This is a genomic window from Nostoc sp. WHI, assembly GCF_015714725.1.
Classification (GTDB): Bacteria; Cyanobacteriota; Cyanobacteriia; order Cyanobacteriales; family Nostocaceae; genus Nostoc.
This window is the reverse complement of sequence record NZ_WBKM01000153.1, coordinates 1-20118: the sequence shown is the minus strand read 5'-3', so window position 1 is coordinate 20118 and position 20118 is coordinate 1. Positions and strand designations below refer to the sequence as shown.

General features: G+C 41.3%; 22 protein-coding genes. 3 read left to right on the top strand and 19 right to left on the bottom strand.

All coding sequences use genetic code 11. The annotated features are described in order from the left end of the window. From F8S12_RS16410 to F8S12_RS16350, 13 genes are all read right to left on the bottom strand, one after another. Positions 1-3062 (bottom strand): NB-ARC domain-containing protein (locus F8S12_RS16410; protein WP_196517213.1); only part of this gene is annotated, 3062 nt, incomplete at its 3' end. A gap of 447 nt (positions 3063-3509) precedes the next feature. Next, on the bottom strand, positions 3510-3674 hold the full coding sequence (locus F8S12_RS16405) for a hypothetical protein (protein ID WP_230968055.1): 165 nt from the start codon (positions 3672-3674) through the stop codon (positions 3510-3512). 147 nt (positions 3675-3821) lie between these two features. Continuing rightward, positions 3822-5507: a phosphatase PAP2 family protein gene (locus F8S12_RS16400; protein WP_196517212.1), complete on the bottom strand. Its 1686-nt coding sequence runs from the start codon at positions 5505-5507 to the stop codon at positions 3822-3824. 168 nt (positions 5508-5675) lie between these two features. After that, positions 5676-6608 carry a pyridoxamine 5'-phosphate oxidase family protein gene (locus F8S12_RS16395; protein ID WP_196517211.1) on the bottom strand — a complete coding sequence of 311 codons (933 nt, stop codon included), beginning with the start codon at positions 6606-6608 and terminating at the stop codon, positions 5676-5678. A gap of 311 nt (positions 6609-6919) precedes the next feature. Further along, positions 6920-7297 carry a DsrE family protein gene (locus F8S12_RS16390; protein ID WP_196517210.1) on the bottom strand — a complete coding sequence of 126 codons (378 nt, stop codon included), beginning with the start codon at positions 7295-7297 and terminating at the stop codon, positions 6920-6922. A gap of 385 nt (positions 7298-7682) precedes the next feature. Then, positions 7683-8189, bottom strand: a complete 507-nt coding sequence (locus F8S12_RS16385) for a hypothetical protein (RefSeq protein ID WP_196517209.1) — start codon at positions 8187-8189, stop codon at positions 7683-7685. A 56-nt stretch (positions 8190-8245) separates the two neighbouring features. Then, a complete protein-coding gene (locus F8S12_RS16380) occupies positions 8246-8890 on the bottom strand; it encodes a hypothetical protein (protein ID WP_196517208.1) in 645 nt (214 codons plus the stop codon). Next, the gene (locus tag F8S12_RS16375) at positions 8887-9489 is read right to left on the bottom strand and encodes a ParA family protein (RefSeq protein ID WP_196517207.1); all 603 of its coding nucleotides are present in this window, start codon (positions 9487-9489) and stop codon (positions 8887-8889) included. Before F8S12_RS16375 ends, F8S12_RS16380 begins: the two co-directional genes overlap by 4 nt. 169 nt (positions 9490-9658) lie before the next feature. Further along, the gene (locus F8S12_RS16370; protein ID WP_196517206.1) at positions 9659-10105 is read right to left on the bottom strand and encodes a type II toxin-antitoxin system VapC family toxin; all 447 of its coding nucleotides are present in this window, start codon (positions 10103-10105) and stop codon (positions 9659-9661) included. Beyond that, entirely contained in the window at positions 10105-10395 is a 291-nt protein-coding gene (locus F8S12_RS16365; RefSeq protein ID WP_196517214.1) for a hypothetical protein, read from the bottom strand. The genes F8S12_RS16370 and F8S12_RS16365 overlap by 1 nt, the downstream gene beginning before the upstream one ends. Before the next feature lie 226 nt (positions 10396-10621). Then, positions 10622-10933, bottom strand: coding sequence for a helix-turn-helix domain-containing protein (locus F8S12_RS16360; RefSeq protein WP_196517205.1), 312 nt, complete (start codon positions 10931-10933; stop codon positions 10622-10624). Next, positions 10920-11126 carry a type II toxin-antitoxin system RelE/ParE family toxin gene (locus tag F8S12_RS16355; protein ID WP_331001397.1) on the bottom strand — a complete coding sequence of 69 codons (207 nt, stop codon included), beginning with the start codon at positions 11124-11126 and terminating at the stop codon, positions 10920-10922. Before F8S12_RS16355 ends, F8S12_RS16360 begins: the two co-directional genes overlap by 14 nt. A 48-nt stretch (positions 11127-11174) precedes the next feature. Next, entirely contained in the window at positions 11175-12167 is a 993-nt protein-coding gene (locus tag F8S12_RS16350) for a tyrosine-type recombinase/integrase (protein WP_196517204.1), read from the bottom strand. A 408-nt stretch (positions 12168-12575) separates the two neighbouring features. On the opposite strand from F8S12_RS16350, the gene F8S12_RS16345 reads away from it, so the two are divergent. Beyond that, positions 12576-13802, top strand: coding sequence for an HNH endonuclease (locus F8S12_RS16345; protein WP_196517203.1), 1227 nt, complete (start codon positions 12576-12578; stop codon positions 13800-13802). A gap of 133 nt (positions 13803-13935) precedes the next feature. Further along, positions 13936-14640 (top strand): hypothetical protein, encoded by a 705-nt coding sequence (locus F8S12_RS16340; RefSeq protein WP_196517202.1) that lies wholly within the window; start codon positions 13936-13938, stop codon positions 14638-14640. Positions 14641-14896: 256 nt separating this feature from the next. Here F8S12_RS16340 and F8S12_RS16335 read toward each other — a convergent pair whose 3' ends face one another. Continuing rightward, on the bottom strand, positions 14897-15379 hold the full coding sequence (locus F8S12_RS16335) for a tetratricopeptide repeat protein (RefSeq protein ID WP_196517201.1): 483 nt from the start codon (positions 15377-15379) through the stop codon (positions 14897-14899). A 215-nt stretch (positions 15380-15594) separates the two neighbouring features. Here F8S12_RS16335 and F8S12_RS16330 point away from each other — a divergent pair, with 215 nt between their 5' ends. Continuing rightward, complete coding sequence (locus F8S12_RS16330; protein ID WP_196517200.1) at positions 15595-16359, top strand: hypothetical protein; 765 nt, start codon at positions 15595-15597, stop codon at positions 16357-16359. A 49-nt stretch (positions 16360-16408) separates the two neighbouring features. On the opposite strand, the gene F8S12_RS16325 is transcribed toward F8S12_RS16330, so the two are convergent. The 5 genes from F8S12_RS16325 to F8S12_RS16310 all read right to left on the bottom strand — a co-directional run bounded on the left by F8S12_RS16325 (position 16409) and on the right by F8S12_RS16310 (position 19972). After that, complete coding sequence (locus F8S12_RS16325) at positions 16409-16621, bottom strand: hypothetical protein (protein WP_230968054.1); 213 nt, start codon at positions 16619-16621, stop codon at positions 16409-16411. A 72-nt stretch (positions 16622-16693) separates the two neighbouring features. Beyond that, positions 16694-16849 carry a hypothetical protein gene (locus F8S12_RS40645; RefSeq protein ID WP_230968053.1) on the bottom strand — a complete coding sequence of 52 codons (156 nt, stop codon included), beginning with the start codon at positions 16847-16849 and terminating at the stop codon, positions 16694-16696. Continuing rightward, positions 16846-18687, bottom strand: coding sequence for a hypothetical protein (locus F8S12_RS16320; protein WP_196517199.1), 1842 nt, complete (start codon positions 18685-18687; stop codon positions 16846-16848). Before F8S12_RS16320 ends, F8S12_RS40645 begins: the two co-directional genes overlap by 4 nt. Continuing rightward, entirely contained in the window at positions 18684-19232 is a 549-nt protein-coding gene (locus tag F8S12_RS16315; protein WP_196517198.1) for a hypothetical protein, read from the bottom strand. Before F8S12_RS16315 ends, F8S12_RS16320 begins: the two co-directional genes overlap by 4 nt. A 23-nt stretch (positions 19233-19255) precedes the next feature. Beyond that, a complete protein-coding gene (locus F8S12_RS16310) occupies positions 19256-19972 on the bottom strand; it encodes a hypothetical protein (protein WP_196517197.1) in 717 nt (238 codons plus the stop codon). Positions 19973-20118 lie beyond the last annotated feature (146 nt).

Here is a 20118-nt window from a genome sequence, read left to right as displayed (position 1 = left end):
GTATGACCCTGCAAAGTGTTTAAGCAGTTACCGTCATGCACATCCCATAATTTCACAGTCTGGTCGTTACTACCGCTAGCCAGAGTATTACCTTGAGGATTAAAGGCAACTAACCATATACGATTTGTGTGTCCTTGCAAGGTTTTTAAACATTGACCCGTATTGACATCCCACAACTTTACAGTATAGTCATCACTACCACTAGCCAGAGTATTACCTTGAGGATTGAAGGCAACTGACCATATACGATTTGTGTGTCCTTGTAAAGTTTTCAAACATTGGTCTGTACCGACATCCCATAATTTCAAAGTATGATCATCACTGCCACTGACCAAGGTTTGTCCATCCGAATTGAAGGCAACTGACAATACCCGGTTGGTATATCCTTGCAATGTTAAAAAGCTTTGACCAGTATGGACATTCCACAACTTTACCGTTTGATCGTGACTGCCACTAACTAAGGTTTGTGCATCCGGACTGAATGTGACTGATGATACCCAATCCATATGCCCTTGTAAAGTGTTTAAGCACTGACCATTGGATACATCCCATAATTTCACACTCTGGTCATCACTAGCAGTAGCTAGGATATTACCTTGAGGACTGAAGGCAACTGAAGATACCCAACTAGTGTGCCCCTGCAAAGTGTTTAAGCACTGACCATTGGATACATCCCATAATTTCACAGTCTGGTCATCACTAGCAGTAGCTAGGATATTACCTTGAGAACTGAAGGCAACTGAAGATACCCAACTAGTGTGTCCCTGCAAAGTGTTTAGGCAGTTACCGTCACCAACTTCCCACAACTTCACGGTACAGTCTTGGCTACCACTAGCTAGGGTTTGACTATCCGGACTGAAAGCAACTGAGTGTACGTAATTGGTATGTCCTGTCAAGGTTTTCAAACATTGACCCGTACTGACATCCCACAACTTCACCGTTTGATCATTGCTACTACTAGCCAAGATATTCCCAACAGGACTGAAAGCAACTGACTGCACGTCACTGGTATGTCCTGTCAAGGTTTTCAAACATTGACCCGTAGTGACATCCCACAACTTCACCGTTTGATCATTGCTGCCACTGGCCAGCATATTACCAACAGGACTAAAAGTAACCGAATATGTCCAAGTAGTATGCCCTTTACAGATAAAAATTGGTTGACTATTGACAACATTCCACAAGTGAATTTCACCACGAGTATCACTAGTAGCCAAAAATTTTCCATCTGGGCTAAAAGCCATCGATAAAATACCACCTAACCTTTTAGCAAAAGTAGACTTAGCTAAATTAGAGTGGGCAAAATTTACATGATGCAATTTGACATTTTGTAAGTATGCTTGCCAAACAGTCAGATTAGAAAAATCATAACCAGCTAGATCAATCTGCAAATAACAAAATAAATTAATAATATTTCCAGTTGCATATCCTGACGAATTAGTAAATTGTTCTCGAATTTTGAGAATAATCCTTGTTAATTGTTGTTTGAGATTCTGCTTATCGTTAAAATTGATAGTTAGTCTATCTGCAATTGGCTTTAAAATCAAACTAACTTGGCTGTCTCTAATATACTCTTTCGCCTGGGCTTTTATCAGAGCATAACTCATCAATAACGAAATTTTTTCAGTAGCAATTTCTGAGCAAATAAGCTCTATGAATCTTTCAGTTATGTACTCCATGACTACAGGTTGTTGTGTAAAACCTGCTCTTGTTATCTCACATAGCGAACGCCTTTTTAGAGATTCTACCGCTTCTAGCAATTTTATTCTTGATACTGCTGGTACAATATCCTCCTGTAGTTCTTGCAATAAAATCTGCTCACGATTAATTGCCAACCAGTACATAATTTTTTTTTCTAAATCTGATAAGCGATTAAACTGCTGCTCTAAAAGATTAGAAATACCAGAAGTAATTGCTGTATTTTGCTCTAAAAAATAGGAAATATTCCCTGCAAATAATTCTCGAATTGACGTAGAAACTATATTCAGTTCTAGTGGGTTACCCAAATAACACTCAATCAATTTTCTCATTTCATCAAGAGTGCCAGAAAGTCCCTTGGCTTTAAGGATTTCCTGTCCTTCTTCCTCTGTTAACCCAGTTAATTGTAAGGAGCGAGTCGGGTGTGTTTCGCCTTCCAGTAATGCAAATTCTTCGGGCTTCTCTCGACTCGTTAACAGCAAGCAGCTAGTATGAAATGTTTTACCTACCCGTAATAGAAGTTCACCATACCCCTCGTACCCGTTGCGATAGTGTCCAGCGTATTCACCACTACCTAGAATTGACTCAAAATTATCTAGTACCACCAGACAGTGTGAAGAGCGTAAGTAATCAATTAATAACGAGATTCTAGCGTCTACTTTTTCTGGTAAATTGATTTGCTGTTGGTCAGACAGAAATGAGATTAACTCTGCCAGCACATCTTCAAGAGGTGGGGCATGCAAGAGCGATCGCCAGATAACGTACTCAAATTTATCCTGAATCTGTTGTGCACAGCGTACTGACAAAGTAGTTTTGCCAATCCCTCCCATGCCTACTATTGTCACCAGGCAAAAGCGATTCTGCACAATCCATTGCTCTAACGTCGCTAGTTCCTCTACACGACCATAGAAAACTGATACATCTACCGCCTCTCCCCAGTCTTGGCGCTTATCGGCAATTCTCTCAAACAGATCCACTACAACAGGTGTGGTTGTTTCCTCTACTTTTTTTCCTGAGTAAGACGGTATGGCTTTAAAGAGCTTTTCATCTGTCTTCCAGTGCGTTAGCGTTTCTGGAGCGTGCGTAGCAGCTTCAAATGAGCTTCGCCATCGCCGCTCTAGTGCCCCCTGAAAATTCGTTTTACTAACCTTTTCCCCTAAAGCTTCTGAAAGCACCTTCCATAACTTGGGGCCAACATCGTATTTTAAATACCCAGCAGCATAGCCGTAACTTTCTGAAATATCGTAATATTGCTGACCTTGCCAAGCTCCCCGAAGTATTACTATTTCGATATCTTTCAAGTGCCTTTTTGTATTGGCAAAAACTGCTGCATCCGCTACCTTGACTGCTTCTTCAAAATCCATAAGACTTAAGCACCACTTCAAAATGGTCTTTTTGTTATCTAGTTTCTCAACTTAGTTAGAGATCAACAAGGAAAGATTGCATAGTTAAAGAATAACTTATCCCTCTTTTGTCACTCTCCGAAAACATTTGCCATTTCTGGATTCTAGAGCTTTTGTATAGCAAGCGATCGCGCGATTCTTTTCTAATAACAAATACAAGACCCATTTTTTCCTAATAGTATAGCTTGTATTGATTGCCTCATCAGGCTTCTAGCGATCGCCCTCCCGGAGAGTGACAGAAAAGGGTTATAGCGTTTCTCAGTCTGATGAAGTACAGTAGCAACAATAGACATCTCCGAAAACGTTCAAAGCCTTTATGTGGCTAGGCTATAGTCCGTAAATGCAATCATCCTAAATTAGTTAGTCTGTACGAAAAAATAAGGCTTTGAGATATTTACTGTTGATAATTTAAGCACCCTCCCACAGTTGGGGAACTAATTTCTGAGAAATATAAGCTTCAAATGTCAGCCCGTCAGTTGCACCTAAAATGCTATATTGACTAATCAAACCTTTAAGAGCGATCGCACCAATTATAGAGACATTTTTACTGCGCTTCTGAGGTAGCCCTTTCAAGGTGGTGAAATTTGGAACGAAGATTGGTTATTTCGACCATTAAAAATCCCCAAATCTGAGTGGAGAATTCAAGGTGGTAGCACTGGAACAACGTATCTTCGTTTGTCACCTTGAAAGGGCTAGTTCTGACTCTAAGGTAGATATCACTCAAACTAAAAAGTTTTGAGCAACATAGTTGCCCACTGATTCACCAATTACCAATCCATCTTCTATAGCAGACTGGAAATGGATTCCACCGTAAAGGCGGCTAGAGCCTATTTCATTAGCTGCTTGAGAAAAGCTACCGAATGAACGAGAAACGTTAGGTAATCCAGGAGTAACGGTAGTAAAACTGAAATTATCACCAAAGAAGGAAGTCAAAATTGCGTCTGCCGCACCACTCACTGTGCTGTGTGCTGATACGTACTCCTGGAATGGCGGTGTTGGTAGTAGCGGAGTCCAAAGCGGATCGCCAGTTGTTAGAGAATTGCCATCGGTGTCGGCTTGCTGGATCGCAGTGACTGGGCGCCAGAAATCGTACGCGGTTTTTGAGTCCCACCCAGCAATTAATGAATCAGCTATTGCAATATTCAGTTTTGCAAATAGATGAGCGTTTTGCGACAGTGTATAGTCATTTCTCAAGGAAGCTTGTTCTGCGATCTGATTCCAGTGTCCTGGAGGTAAGTAAGTACCTTGAGGATCATTCCAAAACAAAGAAATTTCTGTCTGATCGGCAGTACGGGTTGTGCTGTCTATCCTACCTAATTCCTTGACTTGGTTGAACTCCGCCGCGTAGTCGCTGCTGTTTACCGCTGGAGGACCATCTAGACGGAACTGCGAGCTACTAATTAATGTCCAAGGAGTGATATTGGGCCACTGCTGAAAATGAGGTAAAGAAAAACTAGGTGGGGTTGGCTGCCAATCGCCTGGTTCAGTTCCTGGAGTATAAGATATATTGGGTGGTATCTCTCTTATTTCATCTGTACTCCGCCAAGCAATTATTTGATTAGCGACAAAGCGCCCCAAGGCAACGCCATCATTCTCAGCCTGACCATCAGGAACCTCAGCCAAAGACGAGACTAGAAGTGCATCAAACTTAGCTTGTTGTCCTGGAAACAAATTCACTAGGACTTGGTGTGCTGCCCCAGCTGCCGCAGCTTCACTCGATGCTCCTTGAGGTGTCACTATGTTTTTGACATAATAGCTGCTGTGCGTTTCATCAATTGCGTTAACAGCATCATAAATTGACGTGTGCAAGGTTGCCAAAGCACGTGATGCCACTGGAGGCAAAAGCCTTTCAGACTTTATTGTTTCCAACAGTGTGGCATTCCAATCAAGGACAATGTCACGGTCATTTGCAATAAAATTAGATCTTGTTAGTGTGCTGCTGTCAACTCCTACTACTATCGCTAAAGGTTGACCATTGATGCTATCACTAATAACTGCATTATTAGCATTATCGTCTGTACCATTAGCAATACTTAGTCTCTCAAAAGCTAAGTCATCTGGCAACTTAATGAGATCAACATACCGTTGAAAATCAGTAATATGATTTGTTCCTCCTAAACCAGGATCTCCTATACCGATACCAAGAACAAAAACATCGTTGCCATTGCCACCGGTGAGAGTGTCGCGGCCAAGACTAGTATGGAGGTAGTCATTCCCGTTACCACCATAAAGCTCATCGTTGCCATCTCCACCCCATAGATAGTCTTGGCCATTTCCACCGTCTAAGAAGTCATTTCCTTCTAAACCTTTAAGAAAGTCGCTTCCATTAAAGCCTAAGATTCGATCCCCTTGATTTGTACCTATAAGGGTATCGTTTGCGGAGGTTCCAAGAATCAATTTTGCCATGTGTTTTTAGCCTTATTAACTAATTTACTGAAGACCTATGCATGCGTTGACATAAAGTCAGTTACGTATGACGATAGTATGTTTGGTATGTTGTATGTTTGTTTGTTTATCTCGTTTGTTAACGACTGGAATGTTTTTACAACCCAATCGAACAAAGACAACATCTTTCTAAGAAGGATTGTGGGGTGAGTAATCGAGAAACTCCCAATGCAATAGGTATGGAAGATCAGTTTCCAACCATTGTTCAATTTTGAAATTCCAGTAGCGCTGAGTCCCCCCAGTTGTATGCATCGGGTCGTCCAAGTTCCACAGAATTTCAGGCTGACCGATCAATTGCAAAGTCCGGATACGCTCGAAGTCCAGGAATATAAGACCAGCTCTAGGATTAACCATAAAGTTGCCCAGCGTATTGAACATACTGTTGCCCCCGTAGTCAGGAATGCGGAGCGTTCTGTCGTCAAGAATTCGTATGAAGCCAGGATTGCCACCGCGATGAGAGGCATCAACGCCGCGCGTTGGGTGAGCACTTGCCACAAAAAAGGTATCAGCAGCAGCAATAAATGCTTGTTGGTCAGCCTCTAACAACTGACCAACTCGCACTTTAGATATATGACTATAATGTAAGTTTTCTTTAACGAGGACCTTGGGGTGTCGCCGCTGAATGTATTTTGGACAGTTGGGGTATGATTCAGCTAGGTCTAGCTGTAGCCGCTCCTGTGCAATGCGAGTGATGTGACCATTGATCCGCAGGCGTCGGCGTGTTGCAAGTTCAATAACTAGCATACCAATTTGAGTGTGGCGCTCAATGTTCGTCCAGAACGGGTCATACCAGTTGCAGATCGCCTGGGTGAGGTCAAGTTCAATAGTGTGCTGATTCACCGCTGTTGTAAATCCAGGTTGACCAATGAGCACCGATGCCCAAATGTTCTGCTGATCGTCTATGCTTCCAAGTATTATCATCGGCTGCTGTTCTATAAATTTGAGAGCACCTTTAAGAATAGCGTTAGAAATAACGCGACCATTTTGTCGAGCAGCTTCGACTTCACCAACGATCTCCTGTACCAACAACTCGCCTTCATGGTAAGCGTTTTCGGTTTCCATTGGTTGCAACCTCTTTATCAATCTGACCGGAGGAACGTGTAGTAAAACACTAACTTTAGGGAATTCCAAAAATAAATGATTAAATTACTGCATTCAAGATGAGTATCATACCCAGTTGCGTTTAGAGATGGGGGGACGGGGGCGGAGGAGAAAGAAATCCCTTTTTCTCTTTCTCCTTTTCCAGTTACTTGCTCCCCCTCATCGTATCTACTATCTTTGAATGTAACTTGACATCACATTCTGCTTACCGTGCTTCAAGAACGATTGGATATTTTTTACTTAGAAATCCCTTAGGCATCCAGTTGACAGCGTTAGAATGTCAACACAGCATAACCATCAACAATCAGCTTTTGTAGACTAGGTAGTCCAGAAGTTCCAGGTACCGGATTATCCTTGATGAAGTCAAAGCCAGATTTTTCAACCTCTTCAGAGGAACCAAACACATCAGCACACCCGCAGGACACGCCAGCAACCTTATCCTTAACTGCTTCAAATAATTCGTGAGCAGGATGTGTTGACTTAGTAACCTCTCCAATCCATCTCGTTCCTGCTCCTTGAAATAGAAGGGTCACGTCATCACCACGATGCTTAAAGTCATAAACTGAGGCTAAAGCGTTGAATAGTCGTCCGAGAGATTCATCCGATCCTGAGTTGGGGTCAGAAAGAACAACGATTGCTGCCTTGGTCATAATCAATTTTTCCTTCTTGGTTCATTTTGATCAAACGTTCAGTTAAAAATGGCAAAAAATAAGTAGAAAGACTGGGAACAACTCCATTACGTAAAGGTATGTAAATATTACAAAAGGGTTATTTTGGAAACTCTAAACCTCTTTTAAAAATCAACATAGTTTGCTTTAATAGCGCCTACTTGACTTGAAAAAGCAGGGGGAGAATTTTTCATCTTTTACTGGTGTACTACGTTCATGACCGACTACTTATTTTTTGCTACCCAGTCTATCAATAGCAATCAAATCAGATCTTGGCTATGAAAGATCCTATAGTTAGCGATCAAATTAGGGAAAGTTCGGGAGCAACGCGATTTGGTGAGGTCGGAGAAAAAACGTGCGATTGGGATTAACGTCTAGAATCGGTTCTTATGACTGTTCGAGGTGATAGCGCAGTTTCTGCGAGTGACCCAGAGATTGAAGAAACTGAAATTGAATAAACTTCAGTGGGCAAACAACGAAAGAAAGTCATCAGTAAGTCAGCCCTAACAGCCGGGCTACATCTGTGTAAAACTCGCCGCATCGCCCTAGTACCAAAAACTTGGACAACTTCTGCCACTGACTCTAACAGGTGATCTGGTGATGATTCTGATTCAGCAATCAACATCGGGAAGTATGTACGGGCTAACCACTTTTCATCCTCGTCTAAGTCAGCCAAATTTTTATTACTACCGCTATTAAGACTATCTAATAGCAGGAGTAATAATTTTTTAAAGTGCTGCCAGCCCCCCCAGCGCTGGGTAAATCGACTCACCCATTCCTGGGAGATTTCAGCAATATTAGCGATCGCAGTTTGGGTAATTTTCTGTTTTGACTGCCAGAGCGGCTGTACCCCATAGAAGCCAATTCTCTGCATCCAGTAGCTCGTTAATTAACCAGTGATGTAAGACTAGGTGCGATTGCCTTACTTAGCTACTCATCCATCTGGGTACCCAGATTTTTGACTTTTTCTAACGCCTTTACTACGCCAACTTCATCAGCTAGTCGGATAAATGCATTGGCTAATTCTTCTAACAAGTCACTCCTATCCACCTCTACCCCCTCGTCTGCCAAGTCCATCAGCACTCGATTGATCTGCCTGCTCAATTTTTTAGGAATGCGAAAAGTGGTTTGGGTATAGTCGGGATTCTCACGCTTGGCTAATTTATCTTTATCCTTTAACTGTTTAGATGAACGGGTTACTGGCTGTTGAGGTTGCTGGGTGGTTGAATTTTCAGGTAACTGGGTTTTTGGCTGTTCAGATAGCTGATTTTCTGGGTATCCAGGTAGTTGGGTTGCTAAATTTTCAGATGGTTGACTTTTCACCTGTTCAGATAACTGGCTTAATGATTCTTCAGTTACTTGAGTTTCTAGGTGTTCAGATGGCTGATTTTCTGGGTATCCAGGTAGTTGGGTTGCTAAATTTTCAGGTGGTTGACTTTTCACCTGTTCAGATAACTGGCTTGAGGATTTTTCGGTTGGTTGAGTATCTAGCTGTTCAGATAGCTGGCTTTCTGGGTATCCAGGTAATTGGGTATTTTCTTGTGCTGCCCCTAAGACCTCACTAAATCGGCTCACCCTTTTATTGCTTGAATCACTTCGTTTTTTATTTCCGTCCAATCCCGCCATGCTACTTTACCCCCTCGAACCTTATAAACAGGAACTCCACTAGTCACCGCATCCTTGTAAGCTTTGTAAAATCGAATCCCACGGCTGAAAACAGGATAACCCTGTGTTTTGAGTGCTGACATCGCCTCCTCACCATCCCTTTGAGGCGGCGGTGGAATCATTGTAAGTAGGACTTTCCAGTTTGTATCTGGTGGTAAAGATTTAGCCATGAGTGCCATTGCGTCCATACCCAAGAGGTCAGGTGGAGTCGGAACGATAAGTAGATCGCAACCCCTTGCTAGATCCTCAACTTCCACATCATTAGGGCGGGCGGGAGTGTCAAAAATTATAAATTCAAACTTCTGCGTTCGCATCAACTTCGCTGCTTCCTTTTCTCCGCAGACCTGAAATGGTAGTCCCCCAGGTCTGGCCCAAGTGGTTGCTGAACGGTTCAGATCGGCATCAATAACTAAGGTTGCCCCATCATCACAAAACAGTGAGGCGAGGCAGATAGCTGAAGTTGTTTTCGACACTCCGCCCTTAAATGAGCTAAGAGAGATGATTGGCATAATCTCTCCTTATAAAAGATGGAAAAATCATATCGCACTTACACACATAAAATGTGGATGTATGAATATTTGGGTATCCAGGTATTTATGCAGCCTCAAATGAGAATCTGCGACTCAAGTACAGTGTTGATGCATTGTGAAGCTTATTTTTCGTAAATGACAACCTGGCTTATGGAGTCTCTCCAATTGAAGGCGTTTCTTCATCGGCAGCGACCAAATCCACGCCACACCTCGTAGCCGCTTCCGCTAACCTTTGATCAATCGTTGCTAAAGGTAATCCCAACCGCAACGCTAATTCTAAATAAGCTGCGTCATAAGCTGCTAAACCTTGCTGTCTCCCCAGCGTCAGGGTTGCACCCAATGCGTTTGCATCTGTAGCCGTATCAACCTGGATTAACAGAGACTGTAACAAGGTAATAGCTACCTCGGATTGTTCTTGAGTCATGCGGTTACGCCGTTCAGCCACCAGTAGGACATTAGCAATCTCCAGTGACCAAATTCCCGGTACAAATGCTTCAGCATCTGGCATTATTGCCAGTATCGCATTAGCAGTGGAGTTATTTTCATCCACCAAACACCAGCTAATTGCTACAGAACAATCCAAAACAAACTGCATTAAAATCTTCGCCCCTCTTCAATCATGGAGCGGATTGACGTTTTATCTAACGCTACTTCTCGTCGCAGTTGTTCCATTCTGGCAATTGCATTACTTATCGATTTTTTCGTTGTGGGCTTTCCCCAAGCGTTATATTGTGCTTGGGCTTCTGAGGATGTTGCAACTTCTGGATCGGGTAACGGCTGTATAATCACCACTACCTCAACATTTGTATCTTTTAAATCAGTGGGTGTCTGGATTTGCAATATACCATCTGTCCCAATATGTGATCGCAACTTCATCGTTTCCATGTCGGCATTCCAGAACTCATACTTAATAAATTTGGGAAGTACCTTAATTATGCTGTTACTTTCCTCACTAGAAATAAAAGCATAATATCGCAACCTGGGTACACGGCTAATTGAATGTACAAATATCTGGGTATCCAGACATTTAAATACCTGAGTATTCAAATGTTTTAATCAGGTGTATACTGACCATGTTTCTAAACAACGTATTCATTGCTACTAGAACACCCTATGCGCTTTGCTCGTGTTCTATTGGAGCAAGCTGAATCACTACCCTTTGATTGAGAGCGTGAGCGATTTTTTGCAGCATTGAAAGAGAGTGTCCCTCGTAATCAGCATCTTCAAGCCGTGCAATCACAGGCTGTTTTGTACCAACAATTTCAGCAAGCTGTTTCTGTGTTAACCCCGATGAAGTTCTGGCTTCATAAATTAGCTGTGCCACAAGAGCATTAATAGAGGCTGACTCCACCATTGCCTCAAGCTCAGGGTCGCTGCTGGTGATCTTGTTAATGATTTTTATTGCATCGCTAGTCTTCGCCATCCTCTTGTTCCTCTACGTAGGTGTGAACTTCTGGGTTTTCTTCAAATAAATGCTTTCGCGCGATCGCCCGTTCAATATCAATTGGTGGTACAGCTGCTTCTTCTTTTGTAATGGCGTGTGCGAGAATCGCTACGTTTTGCCCATGAAAGAAGTACAGGATGCGGTATTGCACACGAATATGCTTTGCTCGAATCTCATTTACAATATCTAACTCCGGCGGCTCAAGATTTTTAGGTCTTTTCTAAATCAATTCTGATATCGAGTCACTCATCTGCTTTTGCAAGCGCTGGCGGTTATCATCATATTTCAATACCGTTTGCACTTGGGCGTGTCTGCTGAAGCGCTGGGTAGCACGGTAGTTCCCATTGTTCAAATCCAATACTGTAGTAATCGCACTGTGGCGGATGCGATGGGGTGACATCTTCTTAGTAATTCCCGCTTGCTTGCACAGCCCATCCACCAGTCGCCTAATTGCCTCTCCGGTTAATCTATTTCCATTCTTGTGGTATGCCAGCACTGTGAAAAGGGGTTCATTGCTACGTTTCTTCTTACTGGCTTTTATCCAACTGGCGATTGCGTCGGCGGTTCTGTCCGATAGGTCAAGAACTTCCTTCTGGCTACCCTTGCCTTTACCCAGGATAAAGAGAGTTTTTTCCTTGGCGTTAAAGTCAAGCACATTCAAATTGACTATCTCATTCCGGCGCAAGCCATTATCCCAAAGTAACCGCATAATGGCATAATCGCGCTTGCCCTTAAGGGTACTGCGGTCAACCAACGCTATGACTAGGGCATAGTCCTCGGCTGGAATGCCCATAGTGTCCCGGTAGGTTTCGACCTTCTCACCTTTGACATCATCCAGGGAGAAATTGCACACTCCCAGCCGTCGCCCCATCTCAACCATTGACTTGATAGCACTAAGGCGACGATTCACCGTAGCTTCAGCCAGTTTTTTCTTAATCAGGTGCGCCTTGTACTTGAGAACCACAGCAACGGCATGACGCTGTTCCAGGTGAAGAAACTCTAGAACCAAATCCCGGCTGGGTTCTTTTTTGGCAATGAACACAAAGAAATCTTTCAGGTCTTTTTGGTATTCGCGCTTGGTGTTCAGTGAGCGCTTATCCCCAATCAGCTGCTGGATAACATCGGGGTCATTTTCTAGAGAAAAGTCTTCTCCGATCGCTAACGCCAGTGAGTTTTCTAGAACGCTAAGATTTTCTGGGTGGATCGGTGTCATTGGTTAGTCAGCAGCACAGGGGCAGTGTCAGTTTAATGCTATTTCAACATCTTAGTTGTAAAGGGCGTGTTTATTACTCTAAGTGGTGCGAAAAGCGCTATTGTCGCACTATCTCCCAACAAGGGGGGGAGTGGGGAATGGGCGAGTTATTGTCAGTTGATTGACAGTTGTTGAGGGCGATGAAGAGAAATTAAATTAGATGAAAGTGTAAGGGCTGACGATTTGACTAAGTAATAATGCTGTATGAATCTGGAGATTGCGGTTTTGCCCTAAGCGAAATCAGGAGAGTCTTGATCGCTCTTTGTGGGGCTTTGATATCAATTGTGATATCAAAAGGAAATTCACCGGAATGTCGATAGTCATAAGCAATAGCAGCTTGTATTCCAGTGGGGTCGAAGTTTTGCGGTAGTGAGCATTGGTGGTTACTTTGGGCTTGATTCCGGGCAATATTTATATGTATGGTTACACAAAAATTATCTAGTGATTATTATGCGTCGTTGTATTTATTGTGGGGAAAGAAAAGAGTTGACTAAATTTTCATTAGAACATATTTTTCCACAATCTTTGGGTGGAAGTAGTTTGAGCAATCTTTTTAAAACCCATCATGTATGTCGTTATTGTAACTCTATAATAGGTCAATGGGTTGATGGGTCTTTTATAAGAAACTGGTTCACTCAAAATTTTAAAGCCAGTATTGCAAATGTTTATATAGATTCGCAAGGAAATTGTATTCTTCCTCTAAGTTACATGGGAAGAGTCAAGAGATTTGAAACATCGGAGCAAGAAATTTGTGAATTTTGGCTTGGCCCATGTGGTGACAGCATATATCATTTCCATGATGCTTTTGATTCTAGATATGATACTTTCGTAGGTGGCAATCCAATAAATTTAAAAAAAAATCCAGGAGATGTATATATAATAGCTGTTCCTACCAATCCTTTTTGGCAAAAGATAGTCTTTAATTCATTTATATCTCACTTTAATAAAGCTAGACGCTTTATTTGTAATGCCCCTGATGAAAATAATGGTGAATGGATATTCAGTAAATCCAGTGAAAAAGAAAAAGCAATTATTAAAATTTTAATGGAAGCAAGAGGAACAGATCATGAGGTTAATAATCTAATTGATCCATATTCCCATGAGAGATTTCTTGCAAAAATAGCTCTTGGTTTAGGCTTTAACATATTTGGTGATAAGTATCTAGAAACAGACTACGCACAATTTCTTAGAGATATATTATGGCGTAAGAAACCAAACAATACTTCGGAATTAAAACGCTTTCTTGGATATTTTGACCCAGTAGGTGAATCATTAAAAGTTATTTTACCGTGGGAAGGCGCACATACATTCTTAATTATGTCTATTGGAGATTACTTTATACTTTGTATGTGTATATATGGAAAGGCATTTTTGAACGTAGTTATTTCTGACGAACGTAGTCTTTGGAGCGACCATAAAAACTATAGCGATGGTCAGATTTTCTTGGTTGTTCCGCAGCTAAGTAAGGCCTTAAATCCAATTAGCTTGCCAATCTATATAAGTCATAAACTTCAAGAATTGCCTGCTAAAGAACTTCAAGAGCTTGAAGCATTAAAAATTGATCCAAGCACTTTACCACCATATGTAAATGAGTAGTCGAAAATGCCCTTGTTTATTATCAATAAGGGGTAAAAGTTCTGATTTTTGAACTTAATAGTTTTTGGGTTTTGATATTGTCAATTTTGGATTTTTTGTGTTAGTCTTTTCTCGATAAATACAGGGGAATAAAATGTTACCTAACGATTCAATGGAAATTAAGATAAATGATCAGCATATTGCAATTCTATCTAGCATGAAAAAAGGGGTTGCTTTAGGAATATCTGACTTTGTTTATAAAGGAATACAAGATTTAATGTTTTTTTGTACTCCCGAAGAAGTGTTTTTACTTGTCATGTATTTCGAGAGTCAGATCAATTCTCAAAGAGAAGCAGAAATATTTACACAAGGTATGGCTAATTATGTGAATGCCAATAAAGGATCATCGAAAGTACAAAAACTAATTTCTCTTATTGAAGAAGAGAATAGTAAACGCAACAATAAACATGAAAAAAGAGATCAAAATTTGTGGGAATACGGCACTAATCCTGAATACGAAGTATCGGCAATAACTACTTCAGAGGTAAGATTACAACAGTATGTTGAAGATAACTCAGCAATTCTAAAAAGAGGTTTTTGGGCTAAGAGAAATTTAGGAGTAGTGTTAATCAATTTTGATAATTATAATCCAGAATTAATCTTTATAGATAAATCCACATTAAGCATGAATTTACCCAGCAATGTTGCTAGTGATGCACTGATTTTTTTAAATTCAAATGGAAGATTGTATGGCAAGAGCGAAGGTTTAATTTTGATTGCTAAACTAGGTAATAATTACTCTATTCAAGATTATCCGCTTCATGGACGCGATGTAGGTCTATCTTACCTTGTAGAATAAATATATTCAGAAACTAAATATAGCAAGGCTTTTCAGACCATCTTGCAGAAAATTACTCACATCTCGGCTCAATACCATTAAGCCCTGCTCATCAGCAGGGTGTTTCTATATATCAAATCAAGATAATTTTTGAATTATATATTGTTTAAGTTTGTTTCTCACATCACATTAATTTTATTTTGATAAATCATCCATCAGTCTTGACATTATAGAAATACTGAATATAATTTTTGGCTAACTATTTAAATATTTTTAGCTATAAACCTGCATTCTTCAATTGGCTTAGAGCTTTCTGTGCTGCATAATTTGCTGGATTCACCTGTAATGATTTCTCCCAACTTGCTTTTGCTTCTGATATACGACCAAGTACTGAGAAAGAATTTCCTTGGTTACTCCAAGTGCGGTCATCGTTTGGATTTAAATTTAAGGCCTTTTTGTAACATTCGATTGCTTCTTCATGAAGATTCAAATCTATAGCCAAGCACTCACCTTTGAATTTCCAAACCTCATAATTATTAGGCACTATTTTTATAGATATGTTGAAAGATTCAATAGCTTTATCAAATTCTTTTAATAAAGCCAAAGATAAACCTCGGTTCATCCATGCCTCATGGTCGTTTGGGGCAAGCTTAAGGCATTGGTCATACCAGTAAACTGCTTCTGTATGATTACCTGCACAAGTAGCATCATAACCCTTGTTATACAATCTGTTTACATTAACATTGCCCGCTCCGAACATATAGATAGTTATACCTTTTCATGCAAATTATACGTTAATACATTTTTATGTATTCTCAACTAAATATCGTAATAACTGCCTTGTTTTACTGCCATCAGTAAAACAACTTAGATGAGCCTTCATTTAGTATTTATTCACTAGGTACAATTTTTTCAAGCATTTGGGAATCTTAAACATAGGATGCACATACTACTTAGACAAACTGCAAAACTATTATGAGACCTTTAATTTCTGAATTTTCTTATGGCTATGCCTTGACTGAACAATTGGTTTCCCTTAATCGTTCTAGGATAAAAGTCGCGCCCGTCTTCCCTTCATTATATAAAGAAGGCAAGGATGGGTATGGATACGATGTTAGTATCCAGTGGAGTAGCATTCCTGTTTTCTTACAATTCAAGTTATCTGACTACATGACTGGCCGTTCAAACAGTGAAGAGATTAAACAAGGATTATTCAAAGGCTCTTTTTACCGGATGCACCTACGTTCTCGAAAACATTCTAAACAACATGATTTACTCTTAGAATTGGAAAATAAAAAAACACACGTATATTATGTAACACCTCTTTTTTATAAACTAGAAGAACTTAACCACTATTATGCAAATAATCAAATTCTTGAAAATTCCACCTTTATCACTCCTCATTCAATAGGTATGATTAAAGATGACGATAATCATCATATATCTTTTCAAGAGCCAGGAAAGCCTTTTTACATTTTTTCTGAACCTAGACAATTAGGTATATTACCTAGTTTTCAAGTTTTGTTTGAACGAACAAACTTAATAAGGGAAGGTGGTTATTCAGGAGATATTTGGGAAGATACATTTGAAAATATGCTCGAGATTTTACCTAATTATCGAATTGTTAATGAAGAAGATATTGTATTTTTAAGAGAAACAATAAGTAACAAAACCTCAATAGAGAAACTTGCTTATTTAGCCCAAGCTTTTTTTTATTGTCAGCTATTTATTGTTAGCTAAATATTCAATTTTTAATTTCCTGCTTAAGCTATTATAGGTTTGCTCATTACTAAAAAAAGTCATATTCTTTGAGCCTCTGTTGCAGAGCCAGTAATAGTAAATCGACTAACACAACATCAGGATTAGTCTGTTCAATTAACTGAAACCCTAGCTTTCCACTGGTGGCATCACCAGTTACTTCTATATCTGGAGATTGTGAAATAGCAGCTTTGATGCCTAAGAGAGTGAATATTTCTGGTTCAACAATTACTATTTTCAGCATAATCTTGATAATCCTCTAATAATAAATGGCTGTTTATGAGGTTATTTCTTATTGGTGTCTAGCGGACACGTATTAGACACTTGGTGTCTGGGCTGTGTCTGGGATAGTGTCTGCTGGTGTTTCGACAGGATAAGGGTTTGGAGCTAGGGTGTCTGTGGTGTCCGGTGTCCGGTGTCCGCGAAAAAAGGGCGGTTTTGGGGCTAGACACCAGACACAAAGGGCAGTCAAATTTGATTAAGCTTGATAACACCCTCGCCTATCCAGTCCGCCAATCCTGCCCCCACAATTTCATACATCCAGCCCTTGATTTGCTCAACAGTGAATCTCTCACCGTTCACTTTAAAATTGCCCTTAAACTCTCTTACATCAGCTTCAATTCGTTCAGTTCTGGTGAGATATTCATACAGCTTTTGCGCCATTGGTGATAGTTTCTTAGGTTCATCTTGGGTGTCACCTACTTTGTTACCAAGATTGAATTCCAGTTCATAAATCCGCTCTAAAGTAGCTTTGTCGATGGTTGGCGGTTCATTAACTGTTCTAGATTCATCAAGCCGAAAATCAATCCGTTTCTGGTCTAACTTGGGCAGTTCAATATCAATCCATTGCCCATGCCCAGGTAGCTTAATCTTGCCCTGACCGCTAGCTTTTGCTTCTGTGGTGATTGGGTCAATAGTTGCGATTAGTTCTACTTCCAACAATGCAGCATCTCGAAGTTTTGATAATCCTTTGGCTTTAGCTAAAATCTCCATTGTGCGGTCGTGAGCTACGAACAAAGGAATCATTAATTGTTTGCGAGATTCGGTCATGGCACAGCGAAACCATTTACCAATAAAATCAGGGTCGGGTTTCCATTTTTCATCCTCACAATCGTCTGGCATTGGCTCAACTATGTTATCCGTCCAGGTCGTAAATTCTTCACAGATAACTGATAGCATCTTGCCGCTATTTCTTAACCGTTCTGTCCACTGCTCCTCTGTTAATCCACTCTTGCGGTAATCTTCATAGCGCTGGCGCATTTCATCCATGTACCATTGCATGAATTCGGCTATTTCTTTGTAGCCGGTAATCAGCCGCACACCTCGCCACTCGACAATAGTGCCGTGCGGGTCAAGCGCTACGATGTTCCACCCAGCTTGTACTTTCTTCCAAATAATTTCTCTAGTAGTCCAGGATTTACCCGCACCCATGCCACCAAATATTAAAGTGGGGTAGCCGATGGTGTTGTTGATCCAGCGATATTTGTCACCAGGGGCAATCGCTTGGTTGTCTGCCCCAGTAACCTTATCTGACGGGTCAATCGTCCCCTGTAGAGTCTGGCTCCCTTGTAGATAAGGCGTTTTCATCTCACGCAACTGCTTAATGTACTCCGCCTTCTGTTGCTCGGTCATCCCCGCCGTCTGCGCCTCAAAAAGTGCATCAGTCGCATCTAGCTGGGCAACTTGAATCTCAACGTCGGAGTAAATCTCAGCTTTGGTGATATCAACAGTGCGATCGTTAGCGACTAAATCCAAGTCAGCTTGCAGTTGGACTTCTGCGATCGCAACATCTCGGTAACTCTCCAACAACTTGGAACGTGCGGCCATCTCAGCTTTTGCTGCATCCCGTTTTTGGGCGATGTCTTCAAAAACTGCTCTCTGCTTCTCCTCATCCTGGCAATGGCGCAACATCCACCCAGCAAGAGCAAACCCCAGGAATCCCCCAAACGCCCAAAACGGTTTGTATGGGTTGGTCGCTTTCACCAGTCCTTTAACGCCCATAGCTGGGTTACGCACAACTTGAGAGGGCATTCCGTCATTCTGCCACTGTGACCAGTAGTAGGGGGTCATTCTGAAAGGTCGGTTATTCTTGTCTGAGCAGGTCAATGTTTTCAAAGGGGTTTTGATGCAGAAGTAGATCCGATCGCTGCTTGTTCCTTGCCATGCCATTGCAGCTGATCCAATACCTACAGTCAAACTCAGCCCAATTGCAACAGCTTTCTTGTCCATTGGCAAACGACCAAACCACAACATTAAACCCGATTGTTGTGACTCGGATAAAGTTTTATGTTTGTCGGTTAAATAATTCATTTCCTCTGACTACCACCAAATAGAAAAATCATTAATAGTGCTACGAATATCGCCACACCTGCACCACTGCCCCAACTTGAATAATCCGCAGTTTTGGGCTGATACATTGACTGAATTGAATTATTAGCTGTATCAGTAGAAGTTCTCGCTTCATTCCATTCACTAATCGGTTCGGAAAGCGCACACAATAACGCCAGTGATGCACTGCAACCAGTCATTAGATTAGTGACGAAATTATTGAACCCTTCACCTGTTGCAGTGGCAGTAAAATACAGGTGTGCAGTACCTACAGCTAGGAACATTCCAACTGGGTGAACTTGCAATAAATGAAAGGTGAAAATAACTGCGCTGTTTAAACAACTGCCAGCGACAATTTCACAAGCATTACCAGCACGTCTAAATGTTCTACCCCGGTTATTTTCTGGCAGTGGTGGTAACTGTTCGGGTTGTTGATGCTGCTTAGTTGATTGTGGTGTTTGTGCCAGCCCTTCATGCAAAAAAGGGCTGACGCTATGAGGATCTTCATTTCGTTTCCTTACTAGCATCAGCCTTGCCTTTTAACTAATAGTTATCGGTCGACTAACTTCTGCCACAAGTTACCCAACATCGCACCCCAACCGCGAACTGTTCCTGTTGCAGAAACACTTGATGCTGGTGCATGATTTTGGGATTGAATTGGTATTACTTCCTGGGGTGTTTGATTGGGTTCTAATGCCCTTGAGCCGTAACGCGCACGGGCTAAAAGTTGTTGGCGTTTCTCTCTCAATCCCGTGGTGATTGCTTGCCTTTCAGCTTGCACAGTTTGCTTATTTTCTATGCTGCTGATTTTGTTTTCATGTCTCCACAATTCTGCTTGTAAATCATGGTGTAATTGGGCTGCAACTTCGGTTAAAGCGTGTTTACGTTTCTGGTCAATCCGCAACAAGTCGGCTCTATCTTGGGCATCTATCTTACTCATCTCCGAATCAAATTCAGAGTTTAGTTTGCGAATTTTGGCGATAGCACCCGCAACATGAGAGCCGTATTGTTTACGAAGTTCGACCCAGGTTACTTGTCCTTTGGTCAACTTCTCCATTGCCTCAAAGACCACCTTGGCATTGTCCAGAAATGGCTCTAATCTATCAGATAGTTCCTGGGCATTATTGGCATAATCCGCAAACTGTTCGAGCTTATTTATATCGGAGAGATAACCCAATATATCTGCCTCAAATCCTCCCCAGCCAAGCGCTTTCTCATCAATATGGCTTGCATGACCCATTGCCGGATTGCGTATTGCAAAGTCCATTATTTCATCTCCCTAGTGCTGATATTTAAGTTGATTAATCAGAGCCTCCGCAAGTCCAAGATGCTCATCTATTCCTACCGATTCTCGGATGCCTGGGGTAATGCTAGAAGCGTGAGCCATCGCTTGGGCTGTTGAGTTAATCCCGT